Here is an 18,431-nt window from a genome sequence, read left to right on the forward strand (position 1 = left end):
CCTTATTGATTGAAGATTTCTGAATAATCCGGGTCCGTTTCTGATTCTGGCTCGAACGCAGGCGGTGGTTCGGGCAACGTCGCTTCGGGTGCTTCTTCTTCTACCACGACCGGAAGGGAAGAAGGCGGCTGTTCATCTTCTACTTGCACCGACTTTTGGTCATCCTGCTCCGGGAAACTAGGGGGCTGTGGCATTTGCTGAGCAGCATTGCTTTGCTGTGTTGCGGCCCGTTCATTCATGAGTTGTTGCTGAACGGTGACATTTCCGTACATCACCCGCATTTTGTCCGCTTCACTCATTTCATTTAAGTTGCTTTCCAACCTTTCGCGTTGCTGACGAGCCAGCTCAGTAGAAACCTGCTCAACCAGGTTCGGGTTTTGCTCCAATAAATCCAACACCATCGGATTGGCCGGATAAGTCGCCGTCGCTGCCTCTTGCAGTCCCGGTTCGATATAGGGCACTGCGTATAATCTTGCGCCTTGCAAATAGGCATCGATGATCGCACTTGATGTGAGCAGCAGGTCGGTTTCATTCATCTCCAGCCAAATGACGGTTCCCTCGCGATCAAGCACCTGCTTTTTGGCAAGCACAACGAAATCTTCGCCAGTCGGGAAGTTGATCCTCACATCGATATACTGTGCTTTTTCCAGATGCGACGGAAGCTGGATAATTTGAAACTCTTGTGTCCGCACATCCTTTGCAATCGGGTTGCCTTCATACAGCACAGAAGCAAGAAGCGGCATTCCCGGGCGAAGTTCAACTTTGGCGTGTTTACCGACCGCCTCTTCTTCCTTAGCGATCATCTCGGGCGAAACCAATGCGGTCGGCAGGGTCATCGCCGTGACGTCTTCCGGTTCGATCTGGTCACCGGCCGGAATGGTTCGAGCCACGGTCCATACCGTTTGCAGCGATTCTTCTTTAGTCGCTGTTAACTGTTCTATTTGCCTCTCATAATGGGCGATCACTTCCTGATGTTCCTGCTGTTGTTCAGCTTGTCTCATCAAGTGAAAAATGGCAGCCGACACGAGCAAAAGAATTCCGATCAAAATGGCAGCGATCACCAGCATCTTGCGATGACGATAGGTCCAAGACATGCTCACGACTCCTTTCTATACCAATGAATTTCAGCTTCCTTCGTTCTTATTGCTTTTCCGCTTGTCTCGCCTTCGTTTTCTCCGTTCCCCTTTAGCTGTGTTGGAACGTTCCGATTCATCCTCCGGTTCTCTACGGTCGAAGCCGGGCCTTTCTTTCATTAACCGTTCGTATTTTCGCCATTTACCTTCCGTAAAGAGCATCTCAGTCACCTCCTCGTAGGCACAAAAAAACTCCCTCGCAATGGAGAGTAAGGAATGGCTATTTTTGTTCATGTTGCTTAAGATTATCGTTCATGTTCGCGTTGCCGCTTGCGATGCCAGCTTTCAAGCAATTGGACAATAAGGTCCTCCTTTTGTTTTTCAGTAAAATCTTTAGGAAAAAAGCGATCAATGCGCTCCCGCTGAATGTGCATTTTTTCCCTCTGATTGGGCTTTTCCTCCGTCAAAATCGAGAAGATAACATCCATATTGAGCCGTCCGCCCTGACTCAGTTTCTTCATACGTAGCGCTTGTGACAAAGAAGGCGTACAGTCTTCGGACTGTATCGTTTCATAAAGGTCTTGCTGCTCTTTTTCGGCCAAGTAAGACAACTCGACAGCCGGATTAAACGCGATCCGTTTTTCATCTACCATTTCAAGAATGGAAGGGATCAAATGAGTCAAGCGAATGTATCTAAATATTTGATTTTTGCTTTCTCCCATTTGTTCTGCTAATATCTCGCTAGATTTCTTTCCTTCAAACTTGTTCCCAACTTGGGAACAAGTTAAGTCAGTACGTTGCCCCTGACGATTCATCGCCTCCAGCTTCATCTTATAAGCAAACGCCTTCTCGCTAGGAGCGATATGTTCCCGTTGCAGGTTGCTGTCCACCATAATAATGGTCGCTTGATCGTCGTCCAGTTCACGGACAATGCAAGGCATCGTTTCCATACCCGCCAGCTCGCTCGCCTTTTTCCGCCGATGTCCGGCGACCATCTCATACCCGCCATTTGCCTTCGGACGTACTAGTCCAGGAACCAATACGCCGTATTGTTTTACGCTGTCCGCCATTTCCAGCATCGCTTCATCCGCCTTTACTTTGAATGGATGATCGGGGAAATCGCTGATCTCGGACAACGGGATGTCCATCACTTTTTCCCTCTGTGCATCGGCGCGGCTCTCATCGGTCGAAAATAAATCATCGACTGTGGTCAGCTTGATACTGGCGCGTCTGTCGTCTTGCCTTGCCAATACCCTGCACCTCCTTTGTAAAAGACGTATATGCTTGGGCTACTTGGCCGCTCGGATCATGATTATAAATGCTCTTCCCCTTGGCGCTCGCTTCCGCCGCACGGATGGAAAGCGGAATTTCCGATTGAAACACACGCAGCTTGTCTCCATAATCACGCCGAAGAACAAAGGAAATATCCTTGGCAAAGTTGGTCCGGTTGTCTACCATCGTCAGCAGCACGCCATCTACCAGTAGCTTCGGGTTGATTTGGCGGCGAACGCGGGAAATGGTTTGCAAAAGCTGCGTCATTCCTTTCGCCGGTAAATAATGCGCCTGAACCGGAATGATGACGCTATCAGCGGCCGCCAGTGCATTGATGGTCAACATGCCCAAGCTGGGCATACAGTCAATAAGGACATAATCATAGTCCTTTTTCACCTTGTCTATATAGGAGCGCAAGATCGTTTCCCTGCTCATTGTATTGACAAGCGAGACTTCAACAGCAGACAATTCGATGTTACCGGGCATTAGGTCAATCCCTTCGGGATGGTGCAAAATGCCTTTTTGGGGCGGATACGATTCTTCCAACATATTTTTAACGAGCAGTGTAGCCAAAGAAATTGACAAATTATCCGGTTCGCGGTAACCCAACGCATCTGTCAAATTGCCTTGTGCATCCGCATCCACTAGAAGAACCTTTTTACCTTCAGTCGCCAAGCCAATACCCAAATTAACAGCCGTAGTCGTTTTGCCGACACCGCCTTTCTGATTGGCAAGAGCAATCACCTTCGTCATTCGCTGTTCCTCCTTTCATGAAAAATGCCGGCTGCCTGAGAGGGACAGCCGGCTCTTTGAAGAAATATCTATATAAAAAGAGAACGCCCCGATAAGGACGCTCTCTTGGATATTCTTGTTTTCAATTAAAAATCACTAGGTGTATCTATCCATTCCAAGTCGAGAACAATAGAAACCTCGATTTTATCGTTTAACACCTTATTCCTGTAGTCCTTTCCATTAGTCGTAAACGAAGCATACTTTGCAGAATACTGATAATTCAGCACTTCTACGTATCGTCTCGACATATTCCTATTACGCACTCCACATGCACCGTATGCGGGAACATATCCACCGGTGTAACCTCTACCGTCCGGTATCCGCCATCCTCCAGCACCCGCAGATCCCTTGCTAGCGTGCTCGGGTTACAGCTTACATAAACAACCCGCTCCGGCTTCATCTGAAGAATCGTCTCCAAGAGACGCGGGTCGCAGCCCTTGCGCGGCGGGTCGACGACGATAACGTCTGCCTCGATGCCCTGCTCTTTCCAGCGCGGGATGACGTCCTCGGAGGCGCCGACCTCGAACTCGACGTGCGCCATGCCGTTGAGCTCCGCGTTCGCGCGCGCATCCTCGATCGCTTCCTTCACGATCTCGACGCCGTACACCTTCTTGGCATGCTGGGCCAAGAACAGGGAGATCGTCCCGATGCCGCAATAAGCGTCGATGACGGTTTCCTCCCCGGTTAACCCCGCATACTCCACCGTCTTCCCGTACAACACTTCGGTCTGAGCCGGGTTGACCTGGTAGAACGAGCGTGCGGAAATGGCAAATTTCACGTCGCCGATATAGTCATGGATGACTTCACGTCCCCACAGGACGCGGGTCACATCTCCGAATATCACGTTCGTCTTGCGTGTGTTGATATTCTGGCAAACGCTAACCACGGCCGGCAGCTCCTCGCGGATCGCCGTGATCCACTCGTTCATGCGCGGGATGCGCTCGCCGTTCGTGACGAGCACGATCATCATTTCGCCGGTGGCAAAGCCGATCTTCACCACGACATGGCGCAGGAGGCCTTGTCCGCTCTCTTCATCGTAAGCGGTAATGCCGAGCCGGCGGCCGATGGCCTTAACGCGGCGCACCACTTCGTCGTTCTGTTCATGCTGGATCAGGCAGGTCTCCATATCGACGATCCGGTGGCTGCCGCGGGCGTAAAAGCCGCCGATGAGCCCGCCTTCAGTCACGCCGATCGGCACCTGGGATTTGTTGCGGTAGCGCCAAGGCTCGTTCATGCCGAGCGTCGGACGCACGATGATGTCTGCGCCCGGTTCATCATGTAGTCCGGTGCTGATGATACCGTCGCCCGGCTCTTGATGTAGTCCGGTTCTGTTGTTTTTGTCGGCGCTGACTTGAGCTTCGCGATCCGACGAATTTTGACCAGCAGACGCAGCATCTGCCTGTCCACTCATGCCACCCGCTGCTGGGGAAGCTCCTTCAACTCCGCTCCCCTCGCGCACCACCCGCAGCTTCCCGATCCGCTCCAGATTGTCGATCACAAGCTGCCGCTTCCATTCCAGCTGTGCGGTGTAATCCATATGCTGCAGCTGGCAGCCGCCGCACTGGTCATAGATCGGGCAAGGCGGAGCAATGCGGTGCTGGCTGCGCTCGACAAGCTCCAGCAGCTTGGCATATCCGTACTGCTTCTTCGTCTTGAGCACCTTCGCCCGGACCTTCTCGCCCGGCAAGGCTCCCTGCACGAACAGCGTAAATCCTTCGACGCGACCGACGCCCTCGCCGTCATGGGTCATCCCGATAATCTCGAGGATAACCTCGTCATTCTTCGCCACCGGCAGATCGGCGATGGCCGCCGAGGCTCCGGCCGGCTTGCTGCTGCGGCGCGAATCGCGCCTGCTGCGCTTCTTGTTCATGATGTGACATTCACTTCTTTCCGCTTTAGCTTCTATATCGATCTATACGTACGGTTACTCGTCTTCTTCATCTATTCCCATATCGCCCGGCATCCATAATATCTCCCATGGGGGAGACCCATGAGATTGCCGAACGAGCAGCTTCTTCCCGGATACAACAAAAAGCTCCCCCAAGGGAGCTTGCCTGCGAAAGCTCCGTCCATCATTATACGGGAGCTTCCTTCCATATTCAATCGGCATCGCCTGCAAAATCCAATCATTTACTTACAAGAGCCGGGAGACGGATGCGCTGAATCGGCTAAAGCATCCGGCTAGCATCCGCACAAGACCGCACAGACCCGGGCACGAACATCATGCGCCGCTTACGCCATTCACTCAACGACAAATGTCTCGCCATCTCTTGCTTTCATTCATTTAACGTCTACCGTCCCGCCAGTCCTTAACCAGGCTCCTTAAAGCCCACCCTGCACCACTACCTACCGGCATCAAGCAAAAATCCGCAGATGCTGCGGCAAAATCCGGAACGTGCCCGGCAGCATGCCGCCAAACTCGCCGTCCAGGTTCAGCTGCACCTGTCCCGGTGACGTAACCTCCATGTAGTCGGTGCGGAAATGCAACACCTTCTTGTCATTCACATGCTCGCCGCGCAGCGCGAGCGTGGCTACACGCACGAACTCCGCCAGGTTGCACTTGCGCAGGGCAATGACGTCGAACAGTCCGTCATCGATGCTGGCGCCAGGTGCGAGCTTGTCGAAGCCGCCGACCGAGTTGCTGTTGGCAATGAGGAACACCATGAACTCGTCATGAATGATCTCCTGCCCGCTGGCTTGGATGATGAGCTCCTGCGGCGTAAGGCTGACCATTTTCTCGATCCCCTTCAAATAATACGCCAGCTGCCCGATCATCGTCTTCAGCTTGCTAGGCACCTCATACGTAAGCTCCGTCAGCGTACCGCCCCCGGCGATATTAATGAAGTAGCGGTCATTCGCCTTGCCGACATCGATCGGGCGGGTCTCGCCCCGGATCACCAGGTCGCAGTACTCCTCCCAGTTCCTCGAGATGCCGAGCGCACGGGCGAAATCATTCGTTGTCCCCAGCGGAAAAATACCAAGCGGCGGCAGGTTATCCCTTCCCGCCATCCCGTTGATCACTTCATTAAGCGTGCCGTCGCCGCCGGCCGCAATCACAAGATCGTACCCCCGCTCCACGGCATCAGCCGCTTCACGGGTCGCATCCCCCTCCCCGGTTGTTGCATGGCAGGAGGTTTCAATGCCCGCGCTATCCAGACGGTGCAAAATATCAGCTAATCTTCGCTTCATTTCCTCCCGCCCTGAGGTCGGGTTATAAATTAATCTTGCATTTCTCATTAACGATACGCCACCTACTCATGATTTCAAGGATTGTATCATCAGATGGGCCTGGGACTCCATCCAGTGCGACAGCAGCGGATGCGGAAGCAGGGTTTTGCCGGAATAGCGGCACGAGAGCCCCTGAATCCTGTCCGGAATGACCTTCTCTGTAAAATACCCCTCACTTAAAAAAAGCGGAGCCGCGATCACCTCGCAGCCGCGCTCCTTCCATTGCAATGCTTTCTCCCGGACATTCCCGGGGCTCAGCAGGGCATAATCGACGCTTGTGCCGCTTAAGGCGCCAACGCGCCCGGCAAGCCGGGACATGCCTTCCTCCCAGCGGCGGCGAAATCCATCATGCCTGCTGCCGTGTCCCACGAGAAGGATGACCTCCTTCTCGGGCTGAACGGACAGCTCGCTTACCTTATCCCACACCATGGCGGCGATGTCCGGATGATCGTCCATCGGCGTGCCGAAATGAACGGCGGCGCGGACCCGGAACGGCTCAAGATCCGTTTCCAGCTCCGGAACCGCCTTCGCTCCTATAGCATAAGCTATTTCGTCGACATGTGTGCTGCCTGATGACACAAATAGAGGAATGACCACAATGTCCGTAACACCCTGGTCCTCCAAAGCCGTAATGCCGTCCTGAATCAGACGGCCCTCTACCAATTCCAAGTATGAAGCTACGACCGGCATATCCATGCGGGCTGCCAGCTTGCCGACGGCTTCGTCCACAAGCGACACCCATCCTTGCTCTCTGGAGCCATGACTGATCACGAGCACGCCCGGCTGTGCCATCATTAACGCCCGAGACGCTCCAAAGTCATTTTATACCCATCATTGCCATAATTCAAACAACGCTTCACCCGCGAGATCGTCGCGGTGCTGGCTCCCGTTTCTGCTTCAATCTGGTTGTATGTGCATCCCTTGCCCAGCATCCGAGCCACCTCGAGCCGTTGGGACAAGGACTGGATTTCGTTAACGGTGCAGAGATCGTCGAAAAATACATAGCATTCTTCCACGTTCTTCAAGGTTAATATAGCCTCAAATAATTGATCAATGCTCTTATCATTAAGTTTCTTCAGCTGCACTGAATTATCATCCCCTATTGTTACTGTGTATAACACTCGCACTCCCATTGTACCCGAGCGGGTACAGTCTTTTCAAGCATTAACGATTTCACGCACTACAGGACGACCATACATTATAATCTTTGGTATGAACCTAAACGAGATGAATTAAACCTAGATCTCATATATTCCCTCATAATCCGCAGCTGTCCCCTCACATCATTCCCGTAGGCATCCGCCCGATTCCGCTCCTATCCCGAAAATCGGGACAATAGCCTAAACCCATCGCCCGCCCGGAACATACAGTATAGTATCTTAACTTACAAAGGAAAGTGATATGATGACTGGTCATTCCCACTATTATCACCGTCGACCTTCTTCCCAACGTCCTTCCCATCGCAGTACTTACCGCTCGCTGAACGAATCACTTCCCCAGGAATCGTCACCGTATCCCGGCCTGAATTCCTACAGCGAGTATCCAGATGCTAATCCATCCGCTTTATATCCATACACCGATTCGGTTCCGGCCTTAGCGCCGGTACCCGGCACGGAAGCTACTGCTTCGTCGTTCGCGCCGTCCGACAATTCGAACGGCGGCCTCGGCGGCCTTCTCGGCGGAGGAGGCAGCAGCGGAAGCGGAGGATTAGGAGGCCTCCTCGGAGGCCTGGGTCTGAAGAACATGGGCGATCTGAAAAACATTATCGACCGGATGGGAGGCATTGACGGCATCGTCAACAATCTCGGCAAGGTTCAAAAGGTCATGCAGGGCTTCCAGCAGCTCGCGCCGATGGTGTCCCTGCTGGCAGGAGCGTTCAAGAAGAAAAACAATCCGCCATCGGCTGATTACGCCGACTCCGGCGGCAATTACGAGTATACGCCGCCAAGACGACGTTCATCCGGAGGCGGCAAACGCCGGACCGGCTCGCGCAAGTCGTCCGGCTCCAGCAAACGCAGACGCCGGCGGTAGCCGAAAGGCGCCCCGAGGCGAGGGCGATGCAATCCCCCCGCAGAGCCCTTGCATTTTTAGGGCGCGCAGGGCACCGTCGGCTTACCCGGATATAGTCAGGTTAGGCGGCAGTACATGACCGCTCCATGAACAACAGCTCCAGCCCTGAAAGCTCAGGGCTGGAGCATATTTTTGCGCCGGGTAGAGCATTCCCGTCTAACGTGGACATCAGGGCATGGCTTGAAAGATGCTTCAATGGCGTGAGCTTTTTACCGTATGTCGCTTACGCTGTTCAACGCGACCAATCCTGATCGGAGCTGCTCTCCTGATCGGCTGAATGCTCGAGCGATTTTAACCGGAACCAATAAGAGCCTCGAATGCCCGACCGCAGCAGCATCATAATGCTTCCGAGCAGGTACAGCACGGTGGAGATACGTTTTGTCCCCGGGTAGAACATTAAGATGCTGCCAGTAATAAACAGCAGTCCGGTCAGCAGCTCGCTAAGCATCATCCCTGCCTCGAAACGGCTGGTGACGGTTAGCCGGCGCTTTCGCGCCCGCGACAGTCGGAGCAGCCGGCGCAGCCTTCCGGTACGTACGGACAGGTTCAGGTGTCGTTTTCTATGGTGTTTGCCTTGTCGATTCAGACCGGGTACCATCGTAACTCCCTCCTCAGGAAGCCTTACCCGTGATGGACCATCCATAAACCCCGGCAGCCAAGCTCCGAAGATGTGTGCGCTGGAACTTAGTCTCAGACGATCAAGGGTCACATACACAGCCTAAGATTCCGTCTTTCGGCTTGTCTCAAGCAATTGTAAGCTTGTCACCCGGCGCAGTTCTTCTCTTACACTCTTTTTGTTAACCCGGAATATCATCCAGAAAATAACACTATTTAAACCAGCCCCTGCGTATAAACCACATCACCATGCCGCCGCCGAGCAGGAACATCAGAACCAGCACGGCAAAGTAACCATACCTCCATTGCAGCTCCGGCATCACCTCAAAATTCATGCCATAAATGCCCGCAATCAGCGTCAGCGGCATGAAGATCGTGGTGATCACGGTCAGCGTCTTCATGATTTGATTCATCCGGTTCGAATTTACGGAAATGTAACTGTCGCGAAGATCCGCCGTCATCTCGCGGTTGGTCTCGATCATGTCGGACAGCTTGAGCAGGTGGTCGTAGATATCGGAAAAATAAGCAAGGTGCACATGATGCTTCATATGCTGGGAGTTGATAATCCGATAGAGCAGATCCCGCATCGGCACAACCGTCCGCCGGAGGCGAAGCAGCCGTGACCGAAGGGCAAACACCTGATTCATCAGCTCCTCCACCGACTCCCGTTCACCTTCATTCTCCAGATCCGCCAGCTCGTCCTCAATCGCGTACAAGCTCGGGAAATATTGATCCACCATCTTATCCATAATCGTATAAGCGGTGAAGCTGGGGCCATCCTCGCCAACCGCTCCCTTCCTGGCAGCCTCCACGACCCGGTCCCATGCATCATTTACCTCCGGCAGATTTTGCTGGTGGAACGACACGACGAGCCTTGGCGCGAGGAACAGATCCACCTCCACCGCCTGGAGCGTATCCGGATGCAGTGCATGCAGGACGAAGAACTGCATTTCATCGTAATAATCCAGCTTGGGACGCTGCAGAAAATGCAGGCAATCCTCAATGGCCAGCGGGTGAAAATGAAAATACGTCTCCAGCATCCGCGCCTCCTCCGGCGTCGGTTCGCTGAAATCCACCCAGACCCAGGCGTATTCCGCCATATTCATCTCGGCCAGCGACAGTCCCAGCACCGGCTCATAGCTCGGCGTGATGGCCAACGTGCGAATCATAGGCGTCCTCCCTTCTGCAGATATGTAATCGTCTATTAAAAAAAGCCAATCGTATGCTGATTGGCTCCACATCTATCCGTTATCTATCTGTAAGTAAGTATTGGTCTAGAAGAAAATTTTAAAGATAAGTCCCGCCAGCACAGCCGTAATCGGAATCGTGATGAACCAGGTTACGACAATTCGCCCTGCCAGGGACCATTTCACGGCGGAGAAGCGTTTCGCCGAGCCTACGCCGAGAATTGCCGATGTAATCGCATGGGTCGTACTGATCGGCAAGTGAAGCAGTGTCGCCGAGAAAATAACAGAGGCTGCCGAGAAGTCTGCGGCGAATCCGTTAATCGGCTCGATTTTGAAAATTTTTGTTCCCATCGTCTTGATGATCTTCCAGCCGCCGATCGAGGTTCCCAATGCCATCGCGGTTGCAGCCGCCAGCTTAACCCAGAACGGAACTTCCATCTCCGAGAGATGACCGGAAGTCACGAGAGCGAACGTAATGATCCCCATCGCCTTCTGCGCATCGTTCGTGCCGTGCGTGAAGGATTGGAGCGCAGCCGTAAAGATCTGCATCGTGCGGAAGCCCTTATTCACGGTGTGCGGACTGCGTTTTGCGAAGATGACTTTCAGCAGCTGCATCACCAGATAACCGACCACAAATGCGATGATCGGCGAAAGGACAAGCGCCAATACGATATCCGTAAAGCCGCCGTAATTCAGCTTATCGCTACCCGCTCCGACGAAGACCGCACCGGTCAATGCACCGATCAGAGCATGCGAGGAGGATGAAGGCAAGCCGAACCACCAGGTCACGAGGTTCCAGATAATCGCCGACAACAGCGTCGCGATTACAACCTCGATTCCGTTATCCAGTGTAGCGGGGTCTGCAATGCTGCCGCCAATCGTTTTGGCAACGCCTGTGAACAGCATCGCGCCAACGAAGTTCATCGAGGCTGCAAGCAGAATGGCAACTCGAGGCTTCAAGGCACGGGTCGATACCGAGGTAGCAATAGCATTAGCCGTATCGTGAAACCCGTTAATAAAGTCGAAGGCGAGTGCCAGGAAAACAACGAGAATGATTACGATATCCATAGTTCAGGACTCCCTTACGAGTTACGCATAATGATGGATTCCAGCATATTCGCCACGTCTTCGCAGGTGTCCGTGGTTGTCTCAAGACGCTCATAGATCTCTTTCTTCTTGATCAGCAGAATCGGATCGGAAACGGTCGCGAACAGATCCTTAATGCAGATACGCAGCAGCTCATCGCCCTGGTTCTCCAGATCGTTCAAGCGGATCGTATATTCGCGGATCGCAAGAAGTTTTTTCTGCGAGAGCAAATGAATGGCTTTCTGAATTTCGTAGGCCGATTGACGAAGAATTTCTGCAAACTGCACGATGTATTCGTCAGGCTGTCCGAGCTGGTACATATAAAACCGGGATGCGGTGGCCTCGAGCCCGTCCATCACATCGTCCATGCTGGTTGCCAGGTCCATGATGTCGTCTCTTTCGATCGGCGTTATAAATGTTTTGTTGAGCTCCGTGATGATCGTATGGGTATAAGTATCACATTGGGACTCGAATTTTTTCATTTCATTGGCGAATTCTAGCACATCCTGAAGATTGGTAACGTGCTGTGAAAAATAATCTGCAGCTTGAACCACCGTGTCGGCCATATTCTCCAGGCATTGGAAAAATATATCCTTTTTCTTCATTTTCATACTCTTTAACCCCTTTACGGATAAATTGCCGCGAACGAAAGAAAAGATAGACAACCTTGAATATCTTATCACATCCGCCGCAGGGTGTGTATAGAAAACTAACACTCAAAAAAGTAAGAAACTAACAAGGAAGCGCATCCCTAGCCTGCTCCACACCTTTATGCCTGATACTTAACATCCCCGTATAAGGATATATTATCCGCCGCCCATGAATTATGGATTGGATATGCTCACATGGCTCTCAAATGATGGAGAGTTAGGCACAATGTTGAAATATGTCGTTCCCGGAACAAGCGCCACCTCTGCCCCGTCCTTGACGAACCGGATCGCATCATTCGCGGCTCTGACCCACTGCCCCCGGATCACCTCGCCCCGTTGGAACAGCATGGCCTCGCCCCCGGTTTCTACATCCACGGCTAGACGCCCTATATCATCCAGCACTTTATGGTCGGCTCCGAGCACAATCACATTGGCAGCTTCCAGCTGCTCATTGTTGTTAAGATCGACATGGGGAGACCCATTGATGGATCGCTTATACGTGCTCGATGCTTCATCGTATTCATAGGAAACCACATAACTGTTCAGCAAAAAGGTAATGTCCACCTTGCCCGCGGCTTCTCCGGCTGCCTCCGTTTGGGACCCCGCTTCGCTGGCTGCATTCCCGGCATCTGCCGGTTGTCCTGCATTGCCTGCGCTGTTCGCAGATGCTGAAGATTGCTCCGCATTGCTTGTATTTTCCGCAACATCACCAGATGGTGTCCCGCTATTCGTCGTTCCGTCTTGCTGCGTCGAACCCTCCGTGCCGTCCGCAGTTCCACCGGAGGATGGGGTGCCATCGGTGCCATTCGTTCCACTCGTGCCTCCTGCAGGCTCTTCCGTAAGGAAGCTGTATTGCGGAATCTGAACCTGCTGATCATAGCCCATCTTAGCAGCAGCTTGACGCAGCTTCTCGTCGCTGGAATACAGATTATGCGGCGCTTTACGGTCCTTCGATCTCCAGAAAAAAGCACCGGCATTGCCGATTTCGTCCAAATCCTGCTTCCCCTGCTTTTGAATGATCGAATAAGCCTCGGGGCTGCCGCCGGCATGAACCAGAACGCCGCCATAGCTCTCGCCAAGACGGATCAGATAAGGACGAATGCTGCGGATCGGCCCGATCTGCTCGATGCCTTCTTGGCTTTGGAAAATCCCGATCAATCGCGTAATGCCGCCCTCGGCCAATACCTCGTATACGATATCGGCTTGGCTCAGCCCCGACTGCGGCCGTGCCGCCGGCGCGTTATTGATCATAACCGCCAGCGGCCGCTGCGTGACCGGCGCCTCAACCGCCAGCCCGGTTAAAGGCGCCCTGTACGGAGCCGGTGCTGCCGGCTCCTTCACATCCTCCACCGGAGGCTGTACCGGACTCTGTACCTCCGGTCCCTCTACCGGCTCTGCTTGCGGCTTCCCACCACAAGCAGACAATGCAAGGACGGCCGCAATCGCCATGAAGCTTGTCCTCCATGCAAATTTGCCAAGTCGATGTTTACTGCGCATATCATTTCCCCCTATGGACTCTCCCAAATACTTATTACCCGAAATTTCCAACCGACAATTCAACTTTAATTTACATTTAATCATAAACGCTGCGCTTTGTCTGTAATAAAGAACCGTTCGTAAGGCGCCTGGCTCTAGGTCATTCATCGATCAAGTCTTGTAATCTCGGTTGATTCATAACTCGATAGGTTCTCCGCAAGCCTACCTTTCTATGGAAGATAACTCGATCGTCCTCCGGCAAAGCCTTTCTATCGGAGATAACTTGATAAGTTCTCCGCAAGCCTGCTTGGGGTGGGACCACGAACATTTGGCTGCTGTCATTGATGCCCTACAATTACCTCCCTTTCCCTGTAGTAGAACATTCACTTATTTCATCAGCCGATTCTAGGGGCAGACCGCGCAAGGTTTCAAACCATTTAAGGAGCCGCTGCCGTATTTCAGCCTATTTGAAGGGCAGTATGCAATGTATTTCAGAGGCAGAATGCTATGTTCACAAATTTGTGATTTTTATCACATTGTATTGTGAATAATTTCACGTATAATGAAAGTGTAAGAAAGGTGATCACTTAAACCAAACAGCACCAAGCAAGACAAAGCAAGAAAGTGAACAACAAGAAAGCAAACATTAGAAGTCACCAGTAAGCCATTTAACAACAACGACATCCATGAACAGACAACAATGCAAACGAAAAATAACTCAATTAAGGAGTGGTTCATATGTTTAACAATTGGCTGAGAACAAACAAAGTGGCAATGTGGTTGCTGACCTTCATCCGGGTCTACATCGGTTACGAATGGATGGTGGCCGGCTGGGGCAAATTGACTGGCGGCTTCGAGGCTGCAGGCTTCCTGCAAGGCGCGATCGCCAAGGCGACCGGTGACCATCCCGCTGTACAAGGCTGGTGGGCGGCCTTCCTCGAGCACGCGGCGCTGCCGGGCGTAAAGGTCTTCAACGTCATGGTCCCGCTCGGTGAATTCCTCGTCGGCCTCGGGCTGATCCTGGGTACCTTCACCACCTTCGCCGCCCTCATGGGGATCGTGATGAACGCCGCGTTCCTCTTCTCGGGCACCGTGAGCACGAATGCACAAATGCTATTGCTGCAAATGTTCATCCTGGTTGCTGCAGCGAATGCCGGTAAAATCGGTCTCGACCGCTGGGTAATCCCATATCTCCGCGGCCTGTGGAACAAATGGACACACAAAACGACCCGCCATGGCGACACGACGCCAACGCCGCTCAAGAAGCAAACGGCTTAATCGGCTGCAACTCAATTAGGCAGCATCCAAGTGATGGAGAACCACGGTTCTTCATCACTTTTTGGTATGTCCGGATCGCATTCCAAAACGCACAGGCATAAGCCAGGTGGAAGTGAATAATGTATTTTAATACGGATTTTTGAAAATATACATTGCTAATCACTTTCCCAGCGTGAACGAAAATCCTTGATGCGTTCACGCTTTCTGCGGTAATTATTTTCATTTTCTCAAAAATCCGAAAACAAAATATAGAATGATTATTCATGGAGGAGTGGTGTTGGATGTGGATGAGCTGGCTTCAGACAAGCAAAATCGCAATGTGGGTATTGACGATGATCCGGGTATGGGTCGGGTATAAGTGGCTGACCGCAGGCTGGACCAAGCTGACGGGGGGCTTCGATGCCAGCGGCTTTATGAAAGGAGCGATCGCCAAATCAGCCGGTGAGCACCCGCCGGTGCAGGGGTGGTGGGCGGCCTTTCTGGAGCATGCGGCGCTGCCGGGCGTAAAGTTCTTCAACATCATCGTCCCGCTTGGGGAGTTTCTTGTCGGGCTGGGTTTAATCCTCGGGACGTTTACCACCTTTGCCGCGCTGATGGGACTGGTGATGAATTTCGCCTATCTCTTCTCCGGCTCGATCAGTACGAACGGCCAGCTGTTGCTGCTTGAATTTCTTCTCATCCTGTCTGCGGCCAATGCCGGGAGGATCGGGCTGGACCGCTGGCTTATGCCCTTCCTTAAACGGAAGTTTGCCCGTAAAATGAATGTCAGTTATCATGAACCTCTTATGAATAATCAAACGGCGTAGCCAACGTAACCCTGCGTGCTCCTCTCAAAGAGCGCAGGGTTATTTCTTTTTTTTAATATAATTATGATTTTTATCACGAATGTGATTTTAATCACATATATTGTGATTTGTTTCACTTATAATGAAATCAGAAAGAGATGATCATCTTCCTCCCTCAACCAGATGAACACCAATAAGCCGGTCGAGGGCAAGCAACAACAATGAACTCAATAAAAAATCATCTTCCCAAGGAGTGGTTGATATGTTTAACAATTGGCTGAGAACAAACAAAGTTGCAATGTGGCTGCTGACCTTCATCCGGGTCTACATTGGTTATGAATGGATGGTGGCCGGCTGGGGCAAATTGACCGGCGGCTTCGAGGCTGCAGGCTTCCTGCAAGGCGCGATCGCCAAGGCGACCGGTGACCATCCCGCCGTACAAGGCTGGTGGGCGGCCTTCCTCGAGCACGCGGCGCTGCCGGGCGTTAAGGTCTTCAACGTCATGGTCCCGCTCGGTGAATTTCTCGTCGGCCTCGGGCTGATCCTGGGGACCTTCACCACCTTCGCAGCCCTCATGGGCATCGTGATGAACGCCGCGTTCCTCTTCTCGGGCACCGTGAGCACGAATGCGCAAATGCTCTTGCTGCAAATGTTCATCCTGGTTGCTGCAGCGAACGCCGGTAAAATCGGTCTTGACCGCTGGGTAATCCCTTACCTCCGCGGCCTGTGGAACAAATGGACACACAAAACGACCCGCCATGACGGCGGCACAACCCCAACACCTCTGACAAAGCAAACCGCTTAACCGGCATCCACTGCTGCAGGGACGGGGCGAGTTAGAAAAATTCGTACCGACAATATGCGAGCACAATGCCCAGGGAGCATAACGACACAATTCCAGACGACCAGTCAGCTCCCCTGGACATCCCGCCCCACCACCAGCAATGGCATAACCACCCGCACAATACCCAAAGCCCGGCTTGGCTTCTCAAGCCGGGCTCCTTTGTGCTTCCCGTGATGCTTACACACTACGGAGCTGGGCCGGTGCACCCCCAGGGAGGGCCTCCGTCTCGGAGCAGCGACAGCGGTCGCTCTTTGGGAGCCCTTTGCCACCTTTACACAATATACATTCATGCAAAGGGCGGACAACAAGCGAGCGAAGAGACGGGGGACCGGACGACACCCCCAAGTGCACCGGCCTAAAGCTCCTTCACAACTTCACAGCAACCAACACGATGCTCCTCCTGAACGGCCCAGACTCTTCTAGTGCAACCTTCATCGCTACCAGCACTGTCCCTCTTCCCCGCCCACACCCGAAGCCCGGCTTGGCTTCTCAAGCCGGGCTCCTTTGTGCTTCCCGTGATGCTTACACACCACGGAGCTGCGCCGGTGCACCCCCAGGGAGGGCCCCCGTCTCGGAGCAGCGACAGCGGTCGCTCTTTGGGAGCCCTTTGCTACCTTTACACAATATACATTCATGCAAAGGGCGGACAACAAGCGAGCGAAGAGACGGGGGAACGGACGACACCCCCAAGTGCACCGGCTCAGCTCCCCCCTCTCCCCCGCCCATACCCAAAGCCCGGCTTGGCTTCTCAAGCCGGGCACCTTTTGTGCTTCCCGAGCGGCTTACACCCTACGGAGCTGGGCCGGTGCACCCTCAGGGAGGGCCTCCGTCTCGGAGCAGCGACAGCGGTCGCTCTTTGGGAGCCCTTTGCCACCTTTATACCATCATCATTCAGGCAAAGGGCGGACAACAAGCGAGCGAAGAGACGGGGGACCGGACGACACCCCCAAGTGCACCGGCTCATGCTCCCCCCCTCTTCCCCGCCCACACCCAAAGCCCGGCTTAGCTTCTCAAGCCGGGCACCTTTTGTGCTTCCCGGGCGGCTTACACCCTACGGAGCTGGGCCGGTGCACCCTCAGGGAGGGCCCCCGTCTCGGAGCAGCGACAGCGGTCGCTCTTTGGGAGTCCTTTGCTACCTTTACACAATATACATTCATGCAAAGGGCGGACAACAAGCGAGCGAAGAGACGGGGGACCGGACGACACCCCCAAGTGCACCGGCTCATGCTCCCGCTCCCCTTGAGCCCCCAAAGCACAATAAAGCCGGGCTTGATCGCCAAGCCCGGCTTCTCCTTTTATTGAAATGACCAGCAGTTCAAGCTTAAACTGCCATATTGGTAAGATTGAAACAACCGTTCCGCCTTGCGGCCGTTATCCGCAGCCCCCATCGCATAGAACAGGGGAACCAGATGCTCCGTCCCATAAGAAGGTACGGCTTCGCGGGCATGAGGCGCTTTCTTGTCATACGCGAATAACTGATGGAGATTCCACGTCTCCAGCTGCTCCGCTATCCATTCATCAAACTGTACCGCCCAATCATCAGGCTCGTCGCTCGGATGCACCATCCGCAGATTGTGCACGAGGCCGCCGCTGCCGATGATAAGAATGCCGTCCTCACGGAGATCGGACAACATTGCGCCGATCGAGTACTGCTCGCTGGGCGAGCGCTTGGAATCGATGGAAAGGGCAACAACAGGGATATCCGCATCCGGATACATTTGGCGCAAAATGACCCAGGCCCCATGATCCAATCCCCTGCCGGTAACCGGTTTGGCATGCAGATTGCCTGCCTCGAAGCGCTGCATGATCTGATTCGTCAGCTCCGCGCTGCCTTTGGCCGGATAGGTGATCTGGTACATCTCCTCGGGAAATCCATAAAAATCATGCATCGTGCCATGCTCGGCATCGTCAGTCAGGCGCTGATCCGGATCATCCCAGTGAGCTGAGAATACCGCAATGCCTCGGGGCTTCGGCAGTTCCCGTCCCAGACGTGCGAGGAAACGGGTATACTCGTTGTCCTCCAGCGCCATCATCGGCGAACCGTGTGCAATAAATAGAGCAGGTAACGTCATGGA

At 53.3% G+C, this 18,431-nt stretch carries 18 protein-coding genes; 5 read left to right on the forward strand and 13 right to left on the reverse strand.

From position 1 onward, the window contains the following. Positions 1-2 precede the first annotated feature (2 nt). The 4 genes from MKX76_RS18305 to rlmD form a co-directional block, all read right to left on the reverse strand. Entirely contained in the window at positions 3-1,094 is a 1,092-nt protein-coding gene (locus tag MKX76_RS18305) for an SAF domain-containing protein (RefSeq protein WP_341034385.1), read from the reverse strand. 284 nt (positions 1,095-1,378) lie between these two features. Then, positions 1,379-2,323, reverse strand: coding sequence for a ParB/RepB/Spo0J family partition protein (locus tag MKX76_RS18310; RefSeq protein ID WP_341034386.1), 945 nt, complete (start codon positions 2,321-2,323; stop codon positions 1,379-1,381). Then, positions 2,271-3,098 (reverse strand): ParA family protein, encoded by an 828-nt coding sequence (locus MKX76_RS18315; RefSeq protein WP_341034387.1) that lies wholly within the window; start codon positions 3,096-3,098, stop codon positions 2,271-2,273. Before MKX76_RS18315 ends, MKX76_RS18310 begins: the two co-directional genes overlap by 53 nt. 268 nt (positions 3,099-3,366) lie before the next feature. Continuing rightward, positions 3,367-5,007, reverse strand: a complete 1,641-nt coding sequence (gene rlmD, locus MKX76_RS18320; RefSeq protein WP_341034388.1) for a 23S rRNA (uracil(1939)-C(5))-methyltransferase RlmD — start codon at positions 5,005-5,007, stop codon at positions 3,367-3,369. A gap of 120 nt (positions 5,008-5,127) precedes the next feature. On the opposite strand from rlmD, the gene MKX76_RS18325 reads away from it, so the two are divergent. Beyond that, positions 5,128-5,322 carry a hypothetical protein gene (locus tag MKX76_RS18325; RefSeq protein WP_028406872.1) on the forward strand — a complete coding sequence of 65 codons (195 nt, stop codon included), beginning with the start codon at positions 5,128-5,130 and terminating at the stop codon, positions 5,320-5,322. 170 nt (positions 5,323-5,492) lie between these two features. Here MKX76_RS18325 and MKX76_RS18330 read toward each other — a convergent pair whose 3' ends face one another. From MKX76_RS18330 to MKX76_RS18340, 3 genes are read right to left on the reverse strand one after another with little or no spacing between them, the layout of a single operon-like run. Further along, positions 5,493-6,374, reverse strand: a complete 882-nt coding sequence (locus tag MKX76_RS18330; protein ID WP_007131021.1) for a diacylglycerol kinase — start codon at positions 6,372-6,374, stop codon at positions 5,493-5,495. Between the two features lie 18 nt (positions 6,375-6,392). Beyond that, entirely contained in the window at positions 6,393-7,157 is a 765-nt protein-coding gene (locus MKX76_RS18335) for a sirohydrochlorin chelatase (protein ID WP_028406871.1), read from the reverse strand. 2 nt (positions 7,158-7,159) lie between these two features. Further along, positions 7,160-7,450, reverse strand: a complete 291-nt coding sequence (locus MKX76_RS18340; RefSeq protein ID WP_028406870.1) for a YerC/YecD family TrpR-related protein — start codon at positions 7,448-7,450, stop codon at positions 7,160-7,162. A gap of 319 nt (positions 7,451-7,769) precedes the next feature. Between MKX76_RS18340 and MKX76_RS18345 the strand changes: the two genes are divergently transcribed. Then, positions 7,770-8,396 (forward strand): hypothetical protein, encoded by a 627-nt coding sequence (locus MKX76_RS18345; protein WP_007131018.1) that lies wholly within the window; start codon positions 7,770-7,772, stop codon positions 8,394-8,396. Between the two features lie 271 nt (positions 8,397-8,667). Here the strand turns inward: MKX76_RS18345 and MKX76_RS18350 are convergent, their stop codons facing one another. The 5 genes from MKX76_RS18350 to MKX76_RS18370 form a co-directional block, all read right to left on the reverse strand. Next, positions 8,668-9,033, reverse strand: a complete 366-nt coding sequence (locus MKX76_RS18350; RefSeq protein ID WP_007131017.1) for a YrhK family protein — start codon at positions 9,031-9,033, stop codon at positions 8,668-8,670. Positions 9,034-9,262: 229 nt separating this feature from the next. Further along, positions 9,263-10,219 (reverse strand): magnesium/cobalt transporter CorA, encoded by a 957-nt coding sequence (corA, locus tag MKX76_RS18355; protein ID WP_007131016.1) that lies wholly within the window; start codon positions 10,217-10,219, stop codon positions 9,263-9,265. A 105-nt stretch (positions 10,220-10,324) separates the two neighbouring features. Then, positions 10,325-11,305 carry an inorganic phosphate transporter gene (locus MKX76_RS18360; RefSeq protein ID WP_007131015.1) on the reverse strand — a complete coding sequence of 327 codons (981 nt, stop codon included), beginning with the start codon at positions 11,303-11,305 and terminating at the stop codon, positions 10,325-10,327. Positions 11,306-11,319: 14 nt separating this feature from the next. After that, on the reverse strand, positions 11,320-11,934 hold the full coding sequence (locus MKX76_RS18365) for a DUF47 domain-containing protein (RefSeq protein ID WP_028406869.1): 615 nt from the start codon (positions 11,932-11,934) through the stop codon (positions 11,320-11,322). 213 nt (positions 11,935-12,147) lie between these two features. Next, the gene (locus MKX76_RS18370; RefSeq protein WP_445669846.1) at positions 12,148-13,470 is read right to left on the reverse strand and encodes a DUF3048 domain-containing protein; all 1,323 of its coding nucleotides are present in this window, start codon (positions 13,468-13,470) and stop codon (positions 12,148-12,150) included. Between the two features lie 717 nt (positions 13,471-14,187). Here MKX76_RS18370 and MKX76_RS18375 point away from each other — a divergent pair. From MKX76_RS18375 to MKX76_RS18385, 3 genes are all read left to right on the forward strand, one after another. After that, positions 14,188-14,727: a DoxX family protein gene (locus MKX76_RS18375; protein WP_007131012.1), complete on the forward strand. Its 540-nt coding sequence runs from the start codon at positions 14,188-14,190 to the stop codon at positions 14,725-14,727. Between the two features lie 281 nt (positions 14,728-15,008). Further along, positions 15,009-15,533 carry a DoxX family protein gene (locus MKX76_RS18380; RefSeq protein WP_028407130.1) on the forward strand — a complete coding sequence of 175 codons (525 nt, stop codon included), beginning with the start codon at positions 15,009-15,011 and terminating at the stop codon, positions 15,531-15,533. Positions 15,534-15,774: 241 nt separating this feature from the next. Then, complete coding sequence (locus MKX76_RS18385) at positions 15,775-16,317, forward strand: DoxX family protein (RefSeq protein ID WP_251536271.1); 543 nt, start codon at positions 15,775-15,777, stop codon at positions 16,315-16,317. Between the two features lie 1,334 nt (positions 16,318-17,651). Here the strand turns inward: MKX76_RS18385 and MKX76_RS18390 are convergent. Next, entirely contained in the window at positions 17,652-18,428 is a 777-nt protein-coding gene (locus MKX76_RS18390) for a DODA-type extradiol aromatic ring-opening family dioxygenase (protein WP_007131008.1), read from the reverse strand. Between the last annotated feature and the right edge of the window lie 3 nt (positions 18,429-18,431).

The sequence above is a fragment of the Paenibacillus sp. FSL R5-0810 genome (assembly GCF_038002285.1).
In the GTDB taxonomy this organism is placed as follows: Bacteria; Bacillota; Bacilli; order Paenibacillales; family Paenibacillaceae; genus Paenibacillus_AQ; species Paenibacillus_AQ lactis.